We start from the raw sequence: 23,228 nt of genomic DNA on the forward strand, positions 1-23,228 counted from the left end.
TCTCTAATAAAAAATAATTACGACAAACCGCCGAACCGGCGTGAGCGCCGCTGAAAAGCTTCTACCGCTTCAAGCAAGTGATCTTCTTTAAAGTCAGGCCAATTCGTGTCCGTAAACCAAAATTCTGTATAGGCCAGCTGCCAAAGCATAAAATTGCTGAGGCGAATTTCGCCGCTCGTCCGAATAAGCAAATCCGGGTCTTGTAAATGCTCGGTCATAAGATAACGTGAAAAAAGCTCTTCATTCAAATTTTCCTCTAATATTATACCATTTTTTACATCGCTAATAATATTTTTTACAGCGGTTAAAATCTCCGCCCGGCTTCCATAATTCAAAGCAAAATTTAAAATCAGTCCATCATTGCCGCTTGTCTGTTCCATAGCCTTTTCCACTGCATTGAGCGTATGCTTCGGTATCTGGCTTCGTTCGCCCATCATTTGCACCCGGACATTTTCTTCGATCAATTCCGGCAAAAACATGCCGAGGAACTCCTCAGGCAATTTCATCAAAAACTCTACCTCATGTTTGGGGCGCTTCCAGTTTTCAGTTGAGAACGCGTACAGCGTCAACACTTTTACGCCTAGCTTGTTTACGAGTTTCGTTATTTTTTTTACCGTTTTCATTCCTTCATGATGACCGGCAATTCGGGGAAGAGCTCTTTTTTTCGCCCATCGTCCATTGCCGTCCATAATGATCGCAATATGCTCCGGCACCGGTTCTTCTTTAATCTTTTTGACCCGGTCCTCAATATTATGGTCATTTGCTGTTCTCCATAATTTCTTTTTATTGATCATAAAATATCCTCCACGATGTAGCATCACCAAATTATTAACAAATCATTACCTATTATAATACCAAAATTGCTTGTCGATTACTTTGCAGAAATGGATGTATTTTTTAATTCTATGGCTTTGCTGAATAATCATGTTCAATTTAGTTCTTTTTAACCTGCTCGGACAAGGAGGGTCGCCTTGCTTTACCATAGCTTATTCAATAAAAAAGAAGAAAACCCTCTTACATCGAAGAGGGTTTGTACATTAAACTTCCATAATTTCTTTTTCTTTGTCTTTGGAAATGCTGTCGATTTTGCTGATGAACTCATCTGTTTGCTTTTGAACATCGTCCGTCAAGCCGCGCAATTCATCTTCAGTAATATCTCCAGCCTTCTCTTGTTTCTTCAGCTCTTCGTTCGCATCGCGGCGAATATTGCGAATGGCCACCTTTGCATCTTCCGCTTCTTTTTTCACAAGCTTAGCTAATTCCTTACGGCGCTCTTCTGTTAAAGCTGGAAACGCAAGACGGATAACAGATCCGTCGTTTGACGGCGTTAACCCAAGGTCTGATTTTAAAATAGCTTTTTCAATGTCACCCATAGCTGTTTTATCATAAGGCTGAATGACTAGAAGTCTCGCTTCTGGAATAGAAATAGAAGCCAGCTGGTTAATCGGTGTCGGCGCTCCGTAATAGTCTACGGTAATGCGGTCTAACACTGAGGCACTCGCACGGCCGGCACGAATAGAAGCCAATTCTCTCGTGTAAGCCTGAATTGCTTTGGTCATTCTTTCTTTCATCTGCTCAATTGTTTGATTTGCCATTATTCTTTCCCCCTTACAATTGTTCCGATATCTTCACCCATGACGACCCGTTTAATATTGCCGTTTTCGGTAATAGAAAATACAATCAGCGGTATGTCGTTGTCCATACATAGCGAGGATGCTGTGGAGTCCATTACCGCAAGTCCTTGCTTGATTACATCAAGATAGGATAATTGATCATATTTCACTGCATTTTTGTCAACGCGCGGATCGGCTGAATACACACCATCCACATTGTTTTTCGCCATTAAAATAACTTCCGCTTCAATTTCAGCAGCCCGGAGTGCAGCTGTGGTATCTGTAGAAAAATATGGGTTGCCTGTGCCTGCAGCAAAAATAACTACCCGCTTCTTTTCAAGGTGGCGAATAGCCCGGCGGCGGATATAAGGCTCGGCTACCTGGCGCATCTCAATGGACGTCTGAACCCTTGTTTCAATGCCAAGCTGCTCAAGGCTATCTTGCAAAGCCATTGAGTTCATGACAGTCGCAAGCATCCCCATATAATCAGCAGTTGCCCGGTCCATTCCCATTTCGCTGCCGATCTTTCCTCTCCAAATGTTGCCGCCGCCAACTACGACTGCTACCTCGATATCGAGCTCGGCAATTTCCTTCACTTGTTCGGCGATTGACTTAATAACAGCCGGATTAATGCCAAATCCTGCTTCACCTGCCAGCGCTTCACCGCTTAACTTTAATACTACACGTTTATATTTTGGAACGCTCATGTAAACCTCCATATGTATGGTTATTGGTTTGCCTTGGCTATCATCTTGCAAAATCGCCAAACCCTAGATGAAATCCCTTACCAATAGCCGGCAAGGGATTTCTATCTAACAATAACAAATTCCTTCTATTTTTAATCAATAGAACAAAATTATTTTTTCACTTGGTTCATTACTTCTTCAGCAAAATTGTCTTGGCGTTTCTCAATACCTTCGCCCACTTCGTAGCGTACAAGCCCAGTTACTTGCGCTCCTTTAGATTGAACAAATTTGCCTACTTTTTCATCCGGGTTTTTAACGAACGGTTGATCTACCAAGCAGATCTCTTCAAAGAACTTGCTCAGGCGGCCCTCAACCATTTTCGCTACGATATTCTCAGGCTTGCCTTCATTTAAAGCTTGCTGAGTTAATACTTCACGCTCACGAGCTACTTCTTCTTCAGAAACAGCGTCACGGGAAATATATTTAGGGTTTAAAGCTGCCGCATGCATCGCTACATCTTTCGCTGCAGCAGCATCTGTTGTGCCTTCAAGAACAGTCAGCACGCCAATGCGGCCGCCCATATGAAGATATTCACCGAAAGCGTCGTTATCGCCTTTTGTTTTCACTTCAAAGCGGCGAAGAGTTAATTTTTCACCAATTTTCGCGATCGCTTCATTGATGTACTCGCCAACTGTTTGTCCATTTTCCATTTTTTGCTCAAGTGCTTCTTCTACGTTCGCAGGCTTTTTAGCAAGCAAATGGTCCGCTAATTCTTTTACAAGCGCTTGGAAACCTTCGTTTTTAGCAACGAAGTCAGTTTCTGAGTTTACTTCTAAAATAACGGCTTCATTGCCTTCGCTTTTAATGAAAGCAGTTCCTTCAGCAGCAATACGGTCGGATTTCTTTGCAGCTTTTGCAATTCCTTTTTCACGAAGGAAATCAATCGCTTTTTCCATATCACCGTCAGTTTCTGTTAGCGCTTTTTTACAATCCATCATACCAGCGCCAGTTTTTTCACGCAGTTCTTTAACCATTTGAGCAGTAATTGCCATAATTTTCTTCCTCCTTCGAGTCGTATGCTTCTTTATGTGCAGTTAGCCTACTTAAAAGGCTATGCTGGAGTATATTTACACTTGTTTCAGCAAGGTTTTTAAAAAAAGGTGATAAGAGAAGGTCTACTTATCACCTTTTATTGACTGTTATTCAGCTGCAGCTGCTGTTTCTTCAACTTCTGCTTCTGCTGATACTTCTGCCTCTGCTGTTTCTTCTCCTTGTTTTGCTTCAAGGATAGCATCTGCCATTTTACCTGTTAAAAGTTTAACAGCGCGGATCGCATCATCGTTTGCCGGAATAACGTAATCAATTTCGTCCGGATCACAGTTTGTATCAACGATACCAACGATTGGAATATTCAATTTGCGAGCTTCTGCAACAGCAATGCGCTCTTTACGTGGGTCGATAATGAAAAGAGCATCTGGAAGACCTTTCATATCTCTGATGCCGCCAAGGAACTTCACTAAGCGCTCATGTTCTTTTTTCAGCTGTACGACTTCTTTTTTAGGAAGTACTTCAAATGTGCCGTCTTCTTCCATTTTTTCAATGTTTTTCAAACGTTGCACACGTTTTTGGATTGTTGAGAAGTTAGTCAATGTACCACCCAACCAGCGTTGGTTTACATAGTACATTCCTGAACGTTCTGCTTCTTCTTTGACAGATTCTTGAGCTTGTTTCTTTGTACCAACGAAAAGAACTTTTCCGCCGTCTCCAGCTAAGTCTCTTACAAATTTATAAGCTTCTTCAACTTTTCTTACTGTTTTTTGAAGATCGATGATATAAATTCCGTTACGCTCTTGGAAAATATATTTTTTCATTTTTGGGTTCCAACGGCGTGTTTGGTGACCGAAGTGAACACCAGCTTCAAGCAATTGCTTCATTGAAATAACTGACATGTTTTGTTTCCTCCTAATGGTTTTAATTTGTCCTCCGCTCTCATCATTTTTATCCAGAAACTGTCTCATAGACAGCACCATCTGAACAAATCAGGGAGCGTGTGTGATAACACCGTTAGTAACTATACCACAGCCTGGCAACGCAATCAACTATTTTTGCCAGCATCCGCAAATTTCAGTGCTAATTCCACTTCTGTCTTTCCTTTATTTAATTTTCTGGCGATTTCTTCTACACTTAGCCCTTGATCCTTCAACAAAACAATCTCGTCAGCTAAGGCTTGTTCAGCTGCCGGAGCTTCCTGCTCCTCTGCGGATATTTTTTCCCTCTCATCCGCTGTTTTGTTTGCTGTCCTGTATACTTGTGCAGCCCGAATACGCTGCATGGAAGGTGCTGCAATAGCCCCAGCGCCCTCTGGAGCCCGGTCGGGGGGAGCTGACTTCCCGGGCGTCACAGCAGAAGAAGCCTGTCCAGCGGCTGCGGAATGCTCCGCTGGGCTTGAAGAAGAAAATTCTTTAATAAACTTTTCGTTCTCTTCTTTCATTTCCGCCAGATAAGCGGTCATCATTTCTTCCATATCTGCTACAAGCTTTTCCTGCTCCTTTTTTATTTCATGCAGGCGGTTTTGCCTCATGAACAGCAAAATAATTGCAAAGAGGGCAACAGCGTTAAGTATAAACGAAATAAAGATAAATAGAGTAGCCATGAAGTCTCCTTAATGATAAAACTTTTTCATCCATGCACCGGGTTATTAATTTTGACAAGTTGATTTTTCAGCTTAAACAACGCTTTGGAATGAATTTGCGAAATTCTTGAGGTGGAGAGGCTCAACACTTCGCCTATTTCTGTTAAAGTCAGCTCCTCATGGTAGAATAAACTGAGCACGAGCTGTTCTTTCTCAGACAACTTAGTAATCTCCGCTGTTAATTCCTGAATCAGCTCGCCTTTGACAAGAACATCCTCAGGAAGATCCGCCTTCTCGTCTTTTAAAACAAACCTCTTCCCCTCTGAATCTTCATGATCATGAATTTGTTCATCCATTGACAGGACATTAGCAAATAAATGTTCCGTCATTGTCTGATGGACTTCTTCTTCTGTCATATTCAGCTGCTCTGCCACTTCTGCTGCAGTAATTCTCCGAAGATGCTTTTGCTCCAGTTCTTCAATCTTTGTTTCAATTTTTTTCGCCTTTTCTCTCGTTCCTCTCGGCAGCCAGTCTTCCTTGCGAAGTCCGTCCAGGATCGCTCCGCGAATGCGAAAAGAAGCATACGTATCAAACTTTAAATCCCGAGCCGGATCAAATTTCTTCAACGCATCGTACAAGCCCATTAATCCAAGACTTTTAATATCCTCTTTATTGACGCTTTTTGGCAAACTGGCCGAGATGCGTTGAGAATGAAAGGATACGAGCGGCATATACTTTTCAACAAGCAGATTGCCTGCCTCTGGATCCTCTGACTCTTTCCAGGCAGCCCACAACTTTTGTTCACTATATCTATTCGGTTTGGCCATAGTTGACGTTTCTCCTCCTCGGATTGACCTCTCAGAGAAGTTTTTCTGAAAAAGACGGTCAGGCTATTTATTCTTTACGTTCCACATTTTAATAAAAGATATCGCCGAAACGCAAATAAATTTTTACAACGTCTAGTAGTTCAGTAAGGAATTTCTGTCTACTGCATTCATTTTTAACATTCCGTGCGGTTACGCACGATCAGCTTTTGCATACAGGCGCTAAGAAAGTTGGAAGCCATTTTCTATCCTGCGCTCTTATATACGGCAATTGCCTTTGTTGACTGTTCTTACATAAAGCTCGCAGGTGCGCGGGTCAAATTCGATCGTGCGGCCGCTGCTTCCTCCAACATCTTCTGCTATTACCGGGATATGATACACTTGCAGCATTTGCTTCACAGCCTCGACATTTCTTGGTCCGATTTTGAAGGAGCTGTTTTGCAAATTGAATTGAAACATTTGGGCACCGCCGGCGATCTTGGCTTTCAGCCTATAGGATTGTGCCCCTTCCGCTTTCAACTGCGCCACCAGTTCAGTAATCCCTGTGTCTGCATATTTTGCTTTATTCATATGCCCGCTCTTTGCAAGCGAAGAGTCAGGAAGCATTACATGCACCATTCCGGCAATTGCCATCCGTTCATCGTATATAACTACCCCGACGCAGGAACCCAGCCCGGATGTTCGAATGACATTCGGCGGCCGAACGATATTCAAATCGGCAATCCCTACTTTGATCACTTGTCCGACGCTATTCATTTATCCCAACTCCAAGAGCTTCAAAGATTGGACCGAATGACAGCGGATCAGGAAGCAAGAAGAAATGCCCTTTCATTTCATCGCTGCATCCTGCTTCTACTTCCTTAAGCACCGTTTCGATGACGATGGCATAGTCACCATACCGGGAAGATTCTACAAGGCCATAACTAATGATTGCCCCAAACATATCGATGGCAAGCTCCGGAACTGAAGGATAAATTTGAAGGCGGGTGAAATCGCCAAGCGCCGACAAATAAGAACCGGATAAAATGTTTCCTAACTCCTGCATAGCGGATAATCCGAGGCTCTTTCCCTCTGCTTTCCTAAAGGAAAAACTCTTGTCGCCTGTCATATTGCTAATAAAATGTTCCGCTTGCTGCAAGGAAAGGACAAAAAACATGTTGCCCGTCACTTCTCCCTCAATTCGCAAGCTCACACTGACAACTTCTTCTTCCGCACCGCCCGCCATTTCCATCATTTCATTAAAGGACACAATTCTGGCACTTGGAACCTTCATATCGATTTGTTTGTTCAACAAAGTTGACAGGGCAGTAGCTGCATGGCCAGCGCCAATGTTGCCAAATTCTTTTAAAATATCTAAATGGGTGGTATTCATTTTTTCTATATAGTTCATCGTTTTTGGCCCCTACTTGAAAACTCGTTCTAAATTCAGCAGGATGAGCAGTCTTTTTTCAAGTTTGGCAACGCCGGTAATATACTCAGCCTCTACCGCTCCAACCACATCAGGCTGCGGCTCAATAATACTCTTTGGAATGTCAAGAACATCGTTGGCGCTGTCGACAACAAGTCCAACCTCGATATCGTCACAGGAAGCAATAATAATTCTTGTCTGTTCATCGTATTCTTTTTCCGGAAGGTTAAAGCGATTGCGCAAATCAATAATTGGGGTAACAACCCCACGCAGATTAATGACACCTTTAATGAAAGGCACGGTTCCCGGCACGCGTGTAATGTGTATCAGCTTTTCAATCCCTTGAACTTGATGGACCGGAAATGCATATTCCTTGTCCATCAATTGGAAAGCAATGACTTTAATCATTGACGGAGCTGCAATTTCACTCATTGTTTTTCCCTCCTTTTCCCCTCTATTCCTTATTTTATTAACGCATTGCAATCTACAATTAAAGCTACTTGGCCATCTCCGAGGATGGTAGCTCCTGAGATAGCAAACACATTAGATAAATAGTTTCCAAGTGACTTTAGCACGACTTCTTGCTGCCCGATAAACGAGTCAACAACCAAACCAGCCATTTTATCTCCTTTGCGGACGATTACAATCGAATAGAAATCATCTTCTTGACTTTCCTTCGGTACTTCAAATATTTTTTCCAGGAAAACAAGCGGTACGATTTTTCCGCGGAAGTCAATCACCTGCTGTGTATGGGCATTAAAGACATCTTCTTTTTTGACGATTGCCGTTTCAATAATAGAAGATAGCGGAATAGCATATTTTTCCTGTTCCACTTCCACCAGCATGACAGAAATAATTGAAAGCGTCAGCGGCAATTGAATCAGGAAGGTCGACCCCGCTCCTTCTGCTGCTTCGATACTGATCGATCCGCCAAGGGATTCGATTGTCGTTTTCACTACATCCAAACCTACCCCGCGGCCGGAAATATCGGATATCGTATCAGCAGTTGAGAAGCCGGAAGCTAAAATCAGTTCATAAATTTGATTATCCGTCATCGAAGCAGCCTGTTCTTCTGTGACAACACCTTTGGCAAGTGCTTTATCCAGCACTTTATGCTTGTTAATGCCTGCTCCGTCGTCCTCTATTTCAATAAATACATGGTTGCCGCTATGATAAGCCTTCAGTTTAACCGTTCCTTCTTCGCGTTTGCCTTTAGCTCTTCTTTCTTCAGGCATTTCAATCCCATGGTCAATGGCGTTGCGGATTAAGTGAACGAGCGGGTCGCCGATTTCATCAATGACTGTTCGATCAAGCTCTGTTTCTGCTCCAATGATTTCTAAGTTGATTTTTTTATTTAAATCACGAGCCAGCTGGCGCACCATTCTTGGGAAGCGGTTAAACACTGTTTCTACTGGCACCATTCGCATATTCAAAATAATAGTCTGCAAATCACCGGAAATTCTAGACATTCTCTCTACTGTTTCATTTAACTCAGGGTTGTTGAGTTCACCTGAAATTTGCTCCAGCCGTCCCCGGTCAATCACAAGTTCTTCAAATAAGTTCATTAAAATATCAAGTCGTTCGATATTTACACGAATCGTTTTGTTTGACACAGCCGCCTGCTTTCCAGGCTTTGGCTCTTCCTGCTTCTCTGCTTTTTTAGGCACAGAAGCTGTTGGCGCAGGGGCAGGGGCTGAGGCAGCTGCCACTTCTTTTGCTGCTTCTCCGGTATCAAGCGGCTGAGCAACAAATTCGGAAACAGCCACTCGTTCTACTTCTGATACCTTTTTCACCTTGCTTTCGATATCATTTGCTGCTTCTTGTGTAATAAGCGTTACTACAAAGCGCTCATCAAACTGCTCTGATTCAAGTTCTTCGGTAGAAGGCGTAGATTTAATAACTTCCCCGCATTTTTCCAGCACTTCAAATACCATAAATACGCGCGCTGCCTTCAGCACACAATCAGCACGAAGCTCGACCTCTACTTCAAAGCAGGTAAATCCCTGTTCTTTTGATTGTTGAATCACCGTGTATTCAAACTCATCATATTTGACCGCTGAAGAAGGGCTGACAGAAGGAGCAGCTTCTGTTTGTGCAGAAGAATCAGCATGGACCGTTTCGCCATTTTCAATCTTCAGCAGCTTATCAACGATATCGGTGACATCACGCTTTCCTGCGCCGCCGGCAGCGATATCTTGTACCATTGCTTCTAGATCATCAATTGAAGAAAATACTACATCTAAAATCTCCGCTGTTACGTGCAGCTTATGATTACGGATTGCATCCAGAACATTTTCCATTTTATGGGTTAAGTTAGCTAAATCTTCATATCCCATGGTCGCAGACATCCCTTTTAACGTGTGGGCAGACCGGAAAATTTCATTAACGATGGCCAGATCGTCAGGACTTTTCTCCAGTAACAGCAAATTTTCATTGATTGCCTGCAAATGTTCCTTACTCTCATCAATAAAGACTTCTAAATATTGATTCACTTCCATCAGCCACTCACCCTTTCTATCCTATATACTCTAAAATTTTTTGAGCAATGTGTTCCACAGGAACCGTGCAGTCGACTAAGCGGGTGGCAATAGCAGCTCGTGGCATTCCAAATACAACACAAGACTCCTCTGATTCTGCAATGGCATGCACGTTTCCTGTTTCTTTCAGCTTAATGAGGCCGTTTGCCCCATCTGCTCCCATCCCTGTCATAATAACAGCCACCTTATCAAAACCGGTCACTTCGCTGACGGATTCAAACATCACATCCACCGCCGGCCGGTGCCCGTTAACAGGAGGGGACTGGTCAAGATTGACAGCAAGCGTCATTCCCTGCTCCTTCACCTTTAAATGAAAATTGCCCGGGCAAATATAAGCTGTTCCATTTCGGAGCGTTTCCTTGTCCTCCGCTTCTTTGACATGAACCGCAGATAAAGAATCCAGGCGCTGGGCCAATGATTTCGTAAATCCCGGAGGCATATGCTGAACAACCAGCACGGCTGCCTCCAAGTCCTTCGGCAGTTGTGTCAGGACTTTTTGAAGGGCGCGCGGACCTCCTGTTGATGTACCGATGACCACAAGGCTCCGGTTGCTCTTTCGCTTTCTTACACTCGCACCGGCAGCGGCCAGGCTTCTTTTTTCCGGCGCTCTCAAGGTTGCTTTGTGAGTGGAAGCTGGATAGTCAGCCGCAATAACGGGCCGTAAGTTCGCTTTGCTGGCAGCAAGTACTTTTTCTATCAATTCATCCTTAATTCGATGAAGATCAAGTGAAATAGTGCCTGATGGTTTTTTTACGAAATCAACGGCTCCTTTTTCCATCGCCCGAAGCGTAGTCTCGACTCCTGCACCTGTTAAGCTGGATAGCATAACAATAGGCGTCGGCATATGCTCCATAATATAGCCAAGGGCATCAAGACCGTCCATTTCCGGCATTTCTACATCCATTGTAATGACTGCCGGTTGAAACTTTTTAATTTTTTCAATTGCGTCTTTCCCATTTCGGGCCGTTGCTACAACCTCTAATTCAGGATGGGAAGATAAAAACTCGGTAATTAACTTACGCATAAACGCAGAGTCATCAACTACAACTACTTTTTTTCCTCTCATTGTCAATGCCTGCCTTTCACAAAGAAGTGACGAAGCTTCGATATAAAACTATTTGTTTCCGGACGCTCCTCAAGGTATCCGTAGCCTTCTCTGTACAGTTTCACAGCCTCCTGTAAAGCCCTGGAAACCTTGGCATTCGGGGCTGCCACAAGAAAGGGAATCTGGGCACTGACAGCTTTCTTCACAGCCGTACTTTCCGGCAATACTCCCAATTCGAAGCTTGATTTTCCCAAAAACTTGCGGATAGCTTGTTGAAGCCGTTTCACAGCCTCTTGCCCTTCCCTTTCCGAGTCTGCCCGGTTGCATAGGAGATAGAATGCGCTTTCTCCGCCTTGAAAATGAATATATTTCATCATGGAATAGGCATCTGTAATCGAAGTCGGTTCAGGGGTAGTGACAACGATGATATCATCCACTGACATGAGAACGTTGAGGGCTTCCTTTGTCGCACCTGCTCCCATATCAAACAATAAGTAGTCATACTGCTCCTGAAGAGCTTCTATTCCTTCCAGCCACCGGCTGAAATGACTGTTATCCCATTCAATCAAGCGGCTGAGGCCCGATCCCCCTAAAATATAAGAAACACCTTCCTGATCCCTGTATATCAACTCTTCCAGTGAAAGGTCTTTCTCAAAAAAATCGGCAATTGAGCGGCCGGCCGTCTGTCCGGTCAGCACATGAATATTTCCCATTCCGATATCCATATCAAATATTAGCACTTTTTTCCCATGGCGGGTTAACTCAATAGCAAAATTCAATGAAATGTTTGATTTTCCGACGCCGCCTTTTCCACTCACAATGGCTACTGTTTTTGCCCTTTTTCCCGTAAGGCGGTTGATTCTTCTTCGCAACTCTGCTGCTTGGTCATTGTTTGTCATAAGCGCTCACCAAAAATGAGAGCTGTCAGCTTTTCAGGATTAGGACGGACCAAATCGTCCGGTACATTTTGCCCATTCGTTAAATAAGCTACTCCTTTGCCATATCGGCACATGACATTTATAATGGCGCCGCAGCTTGTCGTTTCATCCATTTTTGTAAAAATAAACTGTTCGATCGGCACAGTGGAAAACCGATCAATCACTGAATGAATATCCTGCTCTTTCGCGGTCAAGGAGAGCACCAAATAGTTCTTCATTTTTTCAAAAGGGATCGTTGCCTTCAATTCTCTGACGAATTGCTCCTCTAAGTAGTTTCGTCCAGCCGTATCGATGTACACGACATCGTATGCTTTAAACTTCTCAATAGCCGGCTTCATATCGGCTGGCTTATAAACTACCTCCACCGGAACCTTTAGTAAATCCCCATATGTTTTCAATTGCTCAATGGCGGCAATCCGATACGTGTCAGTCGTAATAAAAGCGGTTTTAAGCTTTTTCTCGAGCACGCTTTCGGCCGCCATTTTGGCAAGCGTGGTCGTCTTGCCGACTCCTGTCGGCCCGACGATACTAATAAACTTTTTTGGAAGAGCCGCGTGCTCTTTTTGCAGCGGCGTGACTTTCTCAACCAGCCACTGCCGGCTCCATTCGTCTGCCGTTTTCTCAGTAACCTGTCCTTTTTCTTCCTTCCATTTTTCCAGAAGCAGCTGCTTCAGCTCTTGAATCAAGCCATCTTCCACTTCTTGTTTCTTCAGCTTGATCAGCGGCAGCTTCAACTCTTCCGGGTAGGCTTCCAATGAAAGCTGATCCGCCTTGGAAAACTGTTTGATTATTTCCTTCAGCTCGTTTAATTCCCTCTTTAATATCTCTTCGCTGCTTTTTTCTGTTTTCAGCGGCAATTCAGGCTTCCTCTTTACAGGAACCGCTTCTTGCGGGCGAACACTTTCCTGTGCCGGATTCGGATCCACTGCTGCTACTACTTCCATTTTCTTCTTTTTGAACAGTCCTAAAAATCCTCCGGTATACACAGTTTTTGACTGTAAAATCACAGCCTGCTCCCCCAGCTCGGCACGGATTTTTTTCATCGCTTCCGGCATAGATGCTGCGGTGTATTTTTTTACTTTCAATCTAAGTTCACCACCCCTACACTTTGAACTTCAACATTCGGTTCAAGTTCATTGTAAGATAAAATCGGCAATTGCGGAAAATACCGTTCAGCAAGCTGCCTGATATACATGCGGATAGCAGGCGAACATAAAATGATCGGCGTCTGCTGCATGAAAGAAACCTGTTCGACTTGAGCGGCCATTGCCTCTAAGATCTGCTGAGAATCCATCGGGTCAAGCGACAAAAAGTTGCCGTGCTCTGTTTGCTGGACACTGTCAGCTACCCTTTTCTCCACCTGTCCGGATAAAGTAATTACTTTTAATGGCTCTCCCGGCTCAGCATACTGTCCGGTGATTTGCCGTGCCAGCGCTTGACGGACATATTCCGTCAATAAATCGGTGTCGGAAGTCATCTTTCCGAAGTCAGCCAGCGTTTCAAAAATGACTGGCAAGTTTCGGATGGAGATGTTTTCTTTTAAAAGCTTAGCAAGAACTTTTTGAACTTCTCCCACTGTCAGCGGATTTGGCGTTACTTCCTCTGCCAGAATTGGATAGGATTCTTTTAAATGTTCAATTAGCTGCTGTGTTTCCTGGCGTCCAAGCAATTCGTGAGCATTTGCTTTAATCACTTCTGTTAAATGGGTGGACACAACACTCGGCGGGTCAACAACCGTGTATCCTAAGATCTCAGCCTGTTCCTTCATTTCTTCTGTAATCCATTTCGCCGGAAGGCCAAATGATGGTTCCACCGTGTCGATTCCTTCAACGGACTCATCATCTTCCCCTGGACTCATAGCCAGATAATGATCAAGCAGCAGATCGCCGGAAGCCATTACACTCCCTTTTATTTTGATGCGATACTCATTCGGCTGCAGCTGGATGTTATCGCGGATCCGGACAACCGGAATCACAAGGCCAAGCTCAATTGCCAGCTGGCGCCGGATCATCACCACCCGATCAAGCAAATCACCGCCCTGGCTGGCATCTGCCAGAGGAATCAGCCCATAGCCGAACTCAAATTCAATCGGATCAATATTTAATAAGTTCACGACACTTTCCGGACTTTTTAATTCCTCTGTTTCCATTTCCTCTTCTGCCTCAAATAGATCGATCTCTTCTTTTTCAGGTGAACGCTGGAGCATATAGCCTCCGAGAGCAAGAGCACCGGCAATTGGAATCGTTAAGATGTCATTAATTGGCGTTGCCAGACCCAACAAGAAAATCGTTCCGCCAGCTACGTAGAGCATCATTGGAAAAGCTAGGAGCTGAGACATAATGTCTTCTCCCAGATTGCCGGTAGAAGCTGCTCGTGTAACGACAATACCAGTTGCTGTTGAAATCAAAAGGGCCGGTACTTGAGAAACAATGCCATCGCCTACTGTCAGCAGTGAATAGCGAGTCGCCGCTTCAGCTGCCGGCAACCCCTGCTGAACAACACCGATAATCATCCCAAAGATTAAGTTAATGATAACAATGATGATACCGGCGATCGCATCCCCTTTAACGAACTTTGTTGCACCGTCCATCGCGCCATAAAAGTCAGATTCCCGGCTGACCTTTTCCCGCCGTTCTCTTGCTTCCTGTTCAGAAATCATGCCGGCATTCAAATCTGCGTCAATACTCATTTGCTTTCCGGGCATCGCATCAAGTGTAAAACGTGCAGCTACTTCCGATACACGCTCTGACCCTTTCGTAATGACGATAAATTGAATGATAATTAAAATTAAAAAGACAACCATCCCGACGACAACGTTTCCGCCGACAACGAATGTTCCAAACGTTTCAACGACGCCCCCTGCTTCGCCTTTGCTTAAGATTGAGCGCGTCGTGGAGACATTGAGCCCCAGCCGAAACAGCGTCAGCAATAAGAGCAAGGACGGAAATACAGAGAACTCCAGTGCTTCTCTCATATTCATCGAAATAAGCAGCACCAAAAGCGCAAGAGAAATATTTATAATAATTAACACACTCAGCAGCCACGACGGCAGCGGAATGATGAGCATAGCCACAATTAAAATTACACTTAACAATACGGAGACGTCTCTTGCTTTCATTTCTCTCTCTCCCAACAACAAAACTTACAATTTATTTTTTATTCGGTAGACATACGCCAGAATTTCAGCCACCGCTTTAAAAAACTCTTCCGGAATCGGCTGGCCTACTTCCGCCTGGTCATAAAGCGACCTTGCCAACGGTCGGTTTTCAATTAACTCAACCTCATTCTCTCCGGCGATATACTTTATTTTCTGAGCAAGGTAATCCACCCCTTTTGCTACGACGACCGGGGCATCTGCCTGCTCTTCATCATATTTTAAGGCGATTGCATAATGGGTCGGATTCGTAATGACAACGTCCGCCTGGGGCACCTCCTGCATCATCCGGCCCATCGCCATTTCCCGCTGGCGCTGTTTAATTTTCGACTTAATGAGCGGATCACCCTCGATGTTTTTATATTCATCTTTAATATCCTGCTTGGACATGCGAATGCTTTTTTCGAAATCATACTTTTGATATAAAAAATCAAGAAGCGCCAAGAAAAGCAGCGCGGCGGAGGCGGCCGCTCCCATCTGCAATGTCAATATTCCAACAGTTTGCAACGCATCCGCCGTGGACTTAAATGAAAGCTTTAGCACATCCTCAATATTTGACCAAAGAATAAAAAACGTAATAGCGCCAACAAAGGTGATTTTCAACATCGACTTCAGCAGTTCCACCAAAGCCCTGACAGCAAAGATTCTTTTAAATCCTTTAATCGGATCCAGCTTCTCAAGCTTGGGCTTCAATGGTTCTCCCGTGAACAAAAAGCCTACCTGCATATAGTTCGCTACGAGTCCGGCTAGAAGAGCCACCAGCATTACCGGGCCTAGTATATATACCAGCTGCTCCATAATTTCGAGAACAATGACCTTCAAATTGGCCTCTGTAACTGGCATCGTAAGATAATACTGTAATGAATGCTGAAATAGATGAAGAATGCCTTTTCCTATAAACGAAGCTCCGACAAATAAAAAGCCAAACAACGCTAGTAAACTGACCGCTGTCGTCACATCCTGGCTTTTGGCCACTTGCCCTTTTTTACGGGAATCCTGCCTTTTCTTCGGAGTGGCTTTTTCTGTTTTCTCTCCGGCGAAAAATTGGAGATCTAGTTTCAAATTTTCCAATTCAGGCCCCTCCCAGCAGCGACATCACATCACGCATCGTATACAGCATCAGCTCAAACAGCTTTTGAATCACTGTAAACATCAGCCCAATTACTACCGTCATGACGATAAATGCGACACCGATTTTCACAGGAAACCCCACTACAAAGATGTTTAGCTGCGGTACAGTCCGAGCCACGATCCCCAATGCGACATCCACTAAAAATAGCGTGGCTACCACGGGCATAGACATTTGAAAAGCAATCAAAAACATCGAGCTAAACGCCCGGCTCATATATCCGGCGAGGCTGCCGCTATCGAAATGAAGCGACAACTGATCAATAGGAACATATTGATAACTGTAAAAAATGCCATCTAGCATCAAATGGTGTCCATTGAGCGCCAGCAGTAATAATAAAGCGAACATATACAAGTACTGCCCCATCAGCGGGCTTTGTGTCCCGGATTGCGGGTCAATCACATTGGCGATAGCAAAACCCATCTGAAAGTCAATCAATCCTCCGGCAATTTGTATAGCCGCTATCATCATATAAGCGGATAAGCCAATGAGCAAACCGACAAGCGCTTCCTTTAAAATTAACAAAAAGTATCTGCCATCAATCTCAAGCGGACCGACATCCATCGTGTAATACATCATCCAGGCAAGCAGAACAGCCAAGCCAATTCGGTGCATCGCCGGTATGGACCGATGAGAGAATAACGGCATTGTTATAAAGAAAGTGGAAACCCGGACGATAATTAATAATAAGACAGAAAAATGAGGTACTATTTCTTCCATTCCATCAACCTACAAATCTAGTTAAATTCGTAAATATATCAAGCGTGTAAGAAAGCATTTTGCTGAGCATCCACGGCCCGAAGAAAATTAATCCAACTAAAACAGCAACAATCTTCGGAATAAATGCCAGTGTCTGCTCCTGAATTTGCGTTGTCGCCTGAAAAATGCTCACTGCCAGCCCAACGACAAGCGCAATTAACAAGAGCGGGCCGCAAACAATAATTGTTGTATAAACCCCTTTTTCTGCCAAGGAAATAACCATTTCAGAATTCATTGTTCCACCTACTTAAAAGCTTTTCAGCAAAGATTGGATGACTAGATACCAGCCATCAACAAGAACGAAGAGCAGAATCTTAAAAGGAAGAGAAATCATAACCGGCGGAAGCATCATCATCCCCATCGACATTAAAATACTGGCAACTACCATATCAATAACGAGGAACGGAATAAAAATCATAAAACCAATTTGAAATGCTGTTTTAATTTCACTTAAAGCGAATGCCGGGACAAGCGAGGTTAAAGGAATGTCTTCCACCGTTTCAGGACGCTCAGCCCCTGAATAATTTAAAAACAATTCTAAATCCTTCTGTCTCGTATGCTCACTCATAAAATCTTTTAAAGGGATACTGGCCTTATCGTATGCCTGCTCCAAGTTAATCTCTTCATTAAATAACGGTGTGAGCGCTTCGTCATTTATTTCCTGGAATACCGGTGCCATAATGAAAAAGGTTAAAAACAGCGAAAGACCGATCAATACTTGCGTCGGCGGCATTTGCTGTGTGGCAAGCGCTGATCTGACGAACGACAGCACAATGATAATGCGGGTAAAACAAGTCATTAAAATTAAAATGCTCGGTGCAAGCGACAGCACGGTCAGCAGCAGGAAGAGCTTAACCGATGTTGATACATTGTCAGGAGAACTGTTATTAAAAAACTCCATAAACTCATTCATCTTGCTTCTTCTCCCTGTTGTTCATTTTAGAAATGGTTTGCTGGCGCGATTGTTTCAGCTCGCTTAATTTACCTGCTAGTATTTGTTTAAAGGGATCCTGCTTTTCATTGTCCCTCTCTTCTTTTCCTTTTCGCTTGTTCATCAGCCTTGTGACTATATCCTGTGGCTGAAGCATTTGCTCGGCTTGGTTATTATAGTGGTCAACAAAGCGGGCTAATTCGGTTTCGTCATTAATTTCCTTGAGCAATTCAATGTTTTCTCCGACTCCGACAATAAGGATCCTGTCGCCAACTTTCACCATCTGGATCGACCGGTTGCCTCCAAGCGGAGTTCCCCCTAAATGCTGGATTAATTTCGATTGCTGATAAGAACGGCTTTTCTGGTTAACAAAGCGGAGTAAAAAATAAATAAGAGCAAGGACAAAAATTAACGCGCCTATCATTTTTACAAAATCCCAAATTGTTACTCCTACTGTCTTCTCGGCTTCTAATTGCTGGTTTTGACTGCCTTGCTTTTCCTTCTTCGGCTGTTCTTTTTGCTGCCCGCATTTTTCAGGGCTTTGCAAACAGTCCTTTACGTTATTGTCAAATGGCTCTGCTTGCGCGACAGAAACATTGCCTGCAAACAGAGCCATAGTGAAGAGGATGAAAGCGAAAGGCTTAAAAAGTTGTCTGATCAAATAATGCACCTTCTTAAGCTTATGCTAGTGTTTTGGAGATTGCCTCAATGACGCGGTCAGGCTGAAATGGTTTGACAATGAAGCCCTTGGCTCCTGCCTGAATGGCGTCAATAACCATTGACTGTTGTCCCATAGCAGAACACATAATGATTCTGGCATTCGGGTCATCTGCCTTGATTTCTTTCAAAGCGGAGATTCCATCTTTTTCAGGCATGGTAATATCCATTGTGACTAAATCAGGCTTCAGCTCTTTATATTTCTCAACGGCCTGTGCCCCGTCAGATGCTTCCCCGACGACTTCAAATCCGTTCTTGGTAAGAATGTCTTTAATCATCATGCGCATAAACGCAGCATCGTCTACAACTAGAATGCGGTTTCCCATGGTCACTAACCCCCAAAATAAATTAGTTTAAATTTTTTAAACGGTCGCTCTGACTTAAAATATCTGTAATTCGAACGCCGAAGTTTTCTTCAATAACTACTACTTCTCCTTTAGCTATCAGCCGGCTGTTGACAAGAATATCAACCGGTTCACCTGCCAATTTATCCAATTCAATGATAGACCCGGCAGACAAATCAAGAATATCCTTCACAGATTTGCTTGTTCTTCCGAGCTCTACAGTTACTTGTAATGGAATATCCAGCAGCATATTTAAATTGCGGGCTTCATGCTCCTGCAGCGGTGCCGGCTCAAATGACGCAAAAGAAGCTGGCTGGACATTGACAGCTGGCTGTTGCACCGCTGCACTTGCCTGTTGTCTGTTCACTTGCATCAGCGGCTGCTTCTGTTCAGATGAAGCAGAAGGCATCGGCTGTCCAGCGCTTTGGAGTGGCTTGCCCGGCTCTGGCTGTGTTTTAGGAGCTTCCATCATTTCTGTTGCCGCTGCTTGTTCTTTCACTGAAGGGTTCATTAATTCATGAACGAGCTCTTTCGCGAATTCCAATGGAACAAGTTGCATAATATTGGAATCAATTAGGTTGCCAATCGTCAGCCGGAAAGAGATTTTCACAAGCAGCTCTTGGCTATTGATGGTCTCTTCGCCTTTTCCTACATTCAAATCCATTAAACCGATCGAAGGCGGTGAAATATCCACTCGTTTATTAAAAATGGTGGACATTGACGTTGCCGCCGAGCCCATTATTTGATTCATCGCTTCCTGTACAGCGCTCAGCTGAATTTCCCCTAAAGTCGCATCCGGGTTTGTACCATCTCCTCCAAGCATTAAATCGGCGATAATGGCTGCATCTGTCTGTTTAATAACGAGCAGGTTCGTCGCTCCTGTAAATCCCTCTGTATATTCCACTTCAATGGCTACATAAGGGTGAGGAAACTCATTTTTTAAATTTTGCCGGTCAATAATGCTAACGGTTGGCGTAGTAATCTCTACTTTTTGATTTAACAAACTGGACAATGCTGTAGCCGAACTTCCAAATGAAATGTTACCGATTTCGCCGAGGGTATCCTGCTCGAAAGAGTCGACATACATTTCGGTGTCTACTGCAGTCGGTTCTATTACTTCTTCGCTCTCTTTATTTTCATCTGCTGTGCCTTTTAACAAGGCATCAATTTCTTCTTGAGAAAGCATGCCGTCACCCATGATCCTCATCTCCCCCCTTGAAATCATCAAGAATTTGGATTGCCATTTTTTTTATTCAACTTTCCAGCCTGGGCCGTAAACTTTGGAATATCACTCACTTTTACAATTAAAGGCTCATCGATACGCTTTTCAAGCTCGATAACATCTCCAATGGAAAGCGCCAAAAATTCTTCAATGGTAATGCTCGTTCCGCCAAGTTCTGACACAACTGGAACTTCTGCTTTTTGAATTCGTTTTTGTAAGTTTTCAAGTTCTTCCGGCTCCCTTTCCTTCCTGTCCGGATTTTGCATCCAGTAATGAACAGAAAGTTTCGGTATAACCGGCTCTAAAACAACATGCGGGAGACAAATATTGATCATCCCGGTCGTTTCACCGATAGTCGTATCCAATGATATCACAACCACTGTTTCATTCGGAGATACCATCTGCAAAAATTGCGGATTTACCTCGAAGTTTGTCATCAACGGGTCGATATCAACGATATTAGACCACGCCTCCCGGTAATGTTCAAATGCCCGTTCAAATACACTGGACATAATCTTTGTTTCTATCTCTGTCAATCCTTCAATATTGTTTATGCTTTCCCCGCGACCGCCAAGCAATCTGTCTAAAACCGCGTAAGCAATATTCGGATTTACCTCCATCAGAACGTGGCCGTCTAGAGGCGGAACCTCGAATACATTAAGTACGGTCATATTGGGGATGGAACGGATGAATTCTTCATAGGGAATTTGATCCGTTGAGGCGACCGAAATCTGCACGAATGTCCGCAGCTGAGCTGAAAAGAACGTCGTTAAAATGCGGGCAAAGTTGTCATGCATCCTTGTAAGGCTGCGGATTTGATCTTTGGAAAAACGAAGCGCCCTTTTAAAATCGTAAACTTTAACTCTCTTTTCCTGCTCTTCCTTTTTCAGCTCATCAGCATCCATCTCCCCTGTAGAAAGGGCGGACAGCAGGGCGTCTATTTCATTCTGCGATAAAACCTCTCCCGACATACTGTCACCTCCATCAAATAGATTGTCATGTGTTACTGAATAATATAAGAGGTGATGTACACGTCAAGCACTTTGCCGTCCTGCATAATGTCATTTAACTGATCCTTTAGCTGGCCCGTTAATTGCTCCTTGCCTTTTTCCCTTTTAGATCCTGGGATTTCATTTCGGAAAGCTGTTCAATAATAATGTTCTTCGCTTGAAAATCACGCTTGGTCATTTCCTCTTTTGCTTTTTTGCTGTCTGTTTGAATCTTAAAGGAAATGCGAATGTAATCATCCGACGCCAAATTAGTTGTCAGCTCTGGAATATCCACTGATGACTCTATCACCTCGTCAATATTTGGCGCTTCTGCTTTACTTTCTTTAGAAGACTTCAAAATGATGATAATCGCAGCTGTGCCGATTAATAAGATAACCGTCAGCATCACGATCATAACTGTCAGAAGCTTATTATCACCTTTTCCGGACTTTGCTTCAGTCTCCATTTGTCATCTCTCCCTGTTCCATTTTCCCCAATACATGCACCCGGCGGTAAAATTCCTCTATCCGCTGTATTACTTCCGCTTCATTCTCACGCACCAGGTACTTCTTCCCGTTGGAAAGCGTAATCGTTGTATCCGGGAAACTTTCAATTGTTTCAATATAAAGGGCATTCAGCGAAAAAGGCTTGCCATTTAATCTCGTTACATTAATCAATCGATTTCAGGGCTGAAGCGGCCGCTTCGCCCTGGCACCTCCTTCATTTACAAATCCCCGTTAACGCTTCAGATTCACAAGCTCCTGAAGAATTTCATCTGACGTTGTAATAATGCGAGTATTCGCTTGGAATCCGCGCTGAGCTACGATCATCTCTGTGAACTCTTCGGACAGATCCACGTTAGACATTTCGAGTGTACCGGAAACAACCGTTCCTCCGGTTAATGGATTTTGTATATCCCCAGAGTTAGTAGTGGTTCGATACAAGTTTTGCCCTACTTTTTCCAGCCCTTCTGGATTAGAAAAAGTAGCGATAGCGATCGGGTTTTTTTCAACTCGCTGATCATTGCTATCAACAATAACAATCTTTCCATCTGAACCAACACTAAAGCTTTTGCTATTTAATGGAATATTAATTTTGTTTCCTGTCGTATCTAAAACGTATAGTCCATCGCTGGTTACAAGGTCTCCGGCTTTGTCAAGGTAAAAGTTACCAGCTCTTGTCAGATAACGATTAGTGCCGTCTTGGACAACAAAAAATCCGTCGCCGGCGATCGCTAAGTCAAGAGGACGAGCAGTCGTTTGGGTGCTTCCCTCAGTGTGAACCGTATCAATCGCTGCCAGAGAAGAGCCTAGTCCAACCTGTTTCGGGTTTGTTCCCCCTCTAGTGGCTGTTGCTGCACTGGCTCCGGAAATTTGCTGGCTGATCATATCTTTAAAGATGACACGGCCTTTTTTAAATCCATAGGTGTTTACGTTGGCAATGTTGTTACCAATAACATCTAATTTCGTTTGAAAGCCTTTCATTCCGCTGATTCCTGAGTACATTGAACGTAGCATGATTATTTTCCCCTTTCGAATGAATCTTGCTTTACAAGATTTGATTCGTTCTTTTCAATGGACTGACCATCTGTCTGCTTCTCAACTTTTATCGGCCGAGAGTGTTTTCGATCGATATGCACTATGATATTTTACCTAAAAAATTATTTATTTTTCAACTCTCATTAGGGCAGAAGAACTAATTGTTTCACCATTATCAAGCTGGAGCCAAATAGCGCCGTCCTTCATAGATACAGATTTCACCACTGCTGTTTGCTCGGCTCCCTCTTTATTCCAAGTCACTTTATGTCCGATTAGGTGGCTGGCGTCAACCAGTGAGTTTCCGCTGCCGGCAGAGCCGCCCTTTACTTCCGAAATATTGGCCGGGTCTAAAACCGTGCCATCTGCTAATATAAACTGGACGCCGTCTCCCTTAAATTGAATAGAGGTGATTGTGCCAGTTCCCGTTTGAACAGCTGATTCTCCGCCCGGTTCAGTGCTCTCCACAATTTTGTGCCAGGTGACTTCCTTGCCGACAAACGAGTTATAGCTGATCATTTGCGACGTGTGCTGCATTTGCAGAAACTTGTCAAAGGAGGAGGCCATGTTCGTCATTTGCTCTAAGGAAGAAAATGTCGCCATTTGTGCAATAAAATCCTTATCTTCCATCGGGCTGAGCGGGTCCTGGTTTTGCAGCTGCTTCATTAAAATTTTTAAAAACTCGTCTTTTCCAAGAGAGCTGTTTCCTGTGTTCGGCTTCGGTCTGTTATTTTCCAAATACAAACTTGGATCGATTTTAGCCAT

At 43.8% G+C, this 23,228-nt stretch carries 25 protein-coding genes and 2 pseudogenes; all 27 read right to left on the minus strand.

Annotated elements, in window-relative coordinates; translation table 11 throughout:
- Positions 1-17 precede the first annotated feature (17 nt).
- The 27 genes and pseudogenes from BBA02S_RS04995 to flgD all read right to left on the minus strand — a co-directional run bounded on the left by BBA02S_RS04995 (position 18) and on the right by flgD (position 23,228).
- Positions 18-794 carry an isoprenyl transferase gene (locus BBA02S_RS04995; RefSeq protein ID WP_041100032.1) on the minus strand — a complete coding sequence of 259 codons (777 nt, stop codon included), beginning with the start codon at positions 792-794 and terminating at the stop codon, positions 18-20.
- 243 nt (positions 795-1,037) lie between these two features.
- Positions 1,038-1,595, minus strand: coding sequence for a ribosome recycling factor (gene frr, locus BBA02S_RS05000; RefSeq protein ID WP_041100030.1), 558 nt, complete (start codon positions 1,593-1,595; stop codon positions 1,038-1,040).
- On the minus strand, positions 1,595-2,320 hold the full coding sequence (gene pyrH / locus BBA02S_RS05005; RefSeq protein ID WP_041100028.1) for a UMP kinase: 726 nt from the start codon (positions 2,318-2,320) through the stop codon (positions 1,595-1,597). The genes frr and pyrH overlap by 1 nt, the downstream gene beginning before the upstream one ends.
- A gap of 149 nt (positions 2,321-2,469) precedes the next feature.
- Positions 2,470-3,351, minus strand: coding sequence for a translation elongation factor Ts (tsf, locus tag BBA02S_RS05010; RefSeq protein ID WP_041100026.1), 882 nt, complete (start codon positions 3,349-3,351; stop codon positions 2,470-2,472).
- A gap of 147 nt (positions 3,352-3,498) precedes the next feature.
- Complete coding sequence (gene rpsB / locus BBA02S_RS05015; RefSeq protein ID WP_041100024.1) at positions 3,499-4,248, minus strand: 30S ribosomal protein S2; 750 nt, start codon at positions 4,246-4,248, stop codon at positions 3,499-3,501.
- A 146-nt stretch (positions 4,249-4,394) separates the two neighbouring features.
- Positions 4,395-4,952, minus strand: coding sequence for a hypothetical protein (locus BBA02S_RS05020; protein ID WP_041113110.1), 558 nt, complete (start codon positions 4,950-4,952; stop codon positions 4,395-4,397).
- 26 nt (positions 4,953-4,978) lie between these two features.
- Positions 4,979-5,758, minus strand: a complete 780-nt coding sequence (locus tag BBA02S_RS05025; protein WP_041100020.1) for a FliA/WhiG family RNA polymerase sigma factor — start codon at positions 5,756-5,758, stop codon at positions 4,979-4,981.
- A gap of 255 nt (positions 5,759-6,013) precedes the next feature.
- On the minus strand, positions 6,014-6,511 hold the full coding sequence (locus BBA02S_RS05030; RefSeq protein WP_041100018.1) for a chemotaxis protein CheD: 498 nt from the start codon (positions 6,509-6,511) through the stop codon (positions 6,014-6,016).
- Positions 6,504-7,145, minus strand: coding sequence for a chemotaxis protein CheC (locus tag BBA02S_RS05035; protein WP_041100016.1), 642 nt, complete (start codon positions 7,143-7,145; stop codon positions 6,504-6,506). Before BBA02S_RS05035 ends, BBA02S_RS05030 begins: the two co-directional genes overlap by 8 nt.
- A gap of 12 nt (positions 7,146-7,157) precedes the next feature.
- On the minus strand, positions 7,158-7,595 hold the full coding sequence (locus BBA02S_RS05040) for a chemotaxis protein CheW (protein ID WP_041100014.1): 438 nt from the start codon (positions 7,593-7,595) through the stop codon (positions 7,158-7,160).
- Positions 7,596-7,624: 29 nt separating this feature from the next.
- Complete coding sequence (locus tag BBA02S_RS05045) at positions 7,625-9,661, minus strand: chemotaxis protein CheA (RefSeq protein ID WP_041113109.1); 2,037 nt, start codon at positions 9,659-9,661, stop codon at positions 7,625-7,627.
- 16 nt (positions 9,662-9,677) lie between these two features.
- Positions 9,678-10,766 carry a protein-glutamate methylesterase/protein-glutamine glutaminase gene (locus BBA02S_RS05050; protein WP_041100010.1) on the minus strand — a complete coding sequence of 363 codons (1,089 nt, stop codon included), beginning with the start codon at positions 10,764-10,766 and terminating at the stop codon, positions 9,678-9,680.
- Positions 10,767-10,768: 2 nt separating this feature from the next.
- A complete protein-coding gene (locus BBA02S_RS05055; RefSeq protein ID WP_041100008.1) occupies positions 10,769-11,644 on the minus strand; it encodes a MinD/ParA family protein in 876 nt (291 codons plus the stop codon).
- The gene (gene flhF / locus BBA02S_RS05060) at positions 11,641-12,768 is read right to left on the minus strand and encodes a flagellar biosynthesis GTPase FlhF (RefSeq protein ID WP_041100006.1); all 1,128 of its coding nucleotides are present in this window, start codon (positions 12,766-12,768) and stop codon (positions 11,641-11,643) included. The genes BBA02S_RS05055 and flhF overlap by 4 nt, the downstream gene beginning before the upstream one ends.
- Positions 12,765-14,801, minus strand: coding sequence for a flagellar biosynthesis protein FlhA (gene flhA, locus BBA02S_RS05065; RefSeq protein WP_041100004.1), 2,037 nt, complete (start codon positions 14,799-14,801; stop codon positions 12,765-12,767). The genes flhF and flhA overlap by 4 nt, the downstream gene beginning before the upstream one ends.
- Positions 14,802-14,825: 24 nt before the next feature.
- Entirely contained in the window at positions 14,826-15,908 is a 1,083-nt protein-coding gene (gene flhB, locus BBA02S_RS05070) for a flagellar biosynthesis protein FlhB (RefSeq protein ID WP_041113108.1), read from the minus strand.
- A 1-nt stretch (position 15,909) separates the two neighbouring features.
- The gene (gene fliR / locus BBA02S_RS05075) at positions 15,910-16,686 is read right to left on the minus strand and encodes a flagellar biosynthetic protein FliR (protein WP_041100000.1); all 777 of its coding nucleotides are present in this window, start codon (positions 16,684-16,686) and stop codon (positions 15,910-15,912) included.
- Between the two features lie 4 nt (positions 16,687-16,690).
- Positions 16,691-16,960 (minus strand): flagellar biosynthesis protein FliQ, encoded by a 270-nt coding sequence (gene fliQ / locus BBA02S_RS05080; protein WP_041099998.1) that lies wholly within the window; start codon positions 16,958-16,960, stop codon positions 16,691-16,693.
- 12 nt (positions 16,961-16,972) lie between these two features.
- Entirely contained in the window at positions 16,973-17,638 is a 666-nt protein-coding gene (gene fliP / locus BBA02S_RS05085) for a flagellar type III secretion system pore protein FliP (protein ID WP_041099996.1), read from the minus strand.
- Entirely contained in the window at positions 17,631-18,317 is a 687-nt protein-coding gene (locus tag BBA02S_RS05090; RefSeq protein WP_052477225.1) for a flagellar biosynthetic protein FliO, read from the minus strand. The genes fliP and BBA02S_RS05090 overlap by 8 nt, the downstream gene beginning before the upstream one ends.
- Positions 18,318-18,336: 19 nt before the next feature.
- The gene (locus tag BBA02S_RS05095) at positions 18,337-18,699 is read right to left on the minus strand and encodes a response regulator (RefSeq protein WP_041113107.1); all 363 of its coding nucleotides are present in this window, start codon (positions 18,697-18,699) and stop codon (positions 18,337-18,339) included.
- A gap of 22 nt (positions 18,700-18,721) precedes the next feature.
- Entirely contained in the window at positions 18,722-19,918 is a 1,197-nt protein-coding gene (gene fliY / locus BBA02S_RS05100) for a flagellar motor switch phosphatase FliY (protein ID WP_041113194.1), read from the minus strand.
- Positions 19,908-20,910 (minus strand): annotated as a pseudogene (fliM, locus tag BBA02S_RS05105) (flagellar motor switch protein FliM). The gene fliY and the pseudogene fliM overlap by 11 nt, the downstream one beginning before the upstream one ends.
- 32 nt (positions 20,911-20,942) lie before the next feature.
- A pseudogene (gene fliL / locus BBA02S_RS05110) lies at positions 20,943-21,394 on the minus strand (flagellar basal body-associated protein FliL).
- Positions 21,384-21,605, minus strand: a complete 222-nt coding sequence (locus tag BBA02S_RS05115) for a flagellar FlbD family protein (RefSeq protein WP_041099988.1) — start codon at positions 21,603-21,605, stop codon at positions 21,384-21,386. The pseudogene fliL and the gene BBA02S_RS05115 overlap by 11 nt, the downstream one beginning before the upstream one ends.
- 60 nt (positions 21,606-21,665) lie before the next feature.
- Positions 21,666-22,445, minus strand: a complete 780-nt coding sequence (gene flgG, locus BBA02S_RS05120; RefSeq protein ID WP_041099986.1) for a flagellar basal body rod protein FlgG — start codon at positions 22,443-22,445, stop codon at positions 21,666-21,668.
- A 147-nt stretch (positions 22,446-22,592) separates the two neighbouring features.
- Positions 22,593-23,228, minus strand: coding sequence for a flagellar hook assembly protein FlgD (gene flgD, locus BBA02S_RS05125; protein ID WP_041099984.1), 636 nt, complete (start codon positions 23,226-23,228; stop codon positions 22,593-22,595).

Origin of the sequence: Bacillus badius NBRC 15713 (assembly GCF_001591605.1) — a bacterium.
Taxonomy (GTDB): Bacteria; Bacillota; Bacilli; order Bacillales; family Domibacillaceae; genus Pseudobacillus; species Pseudobacillus badius.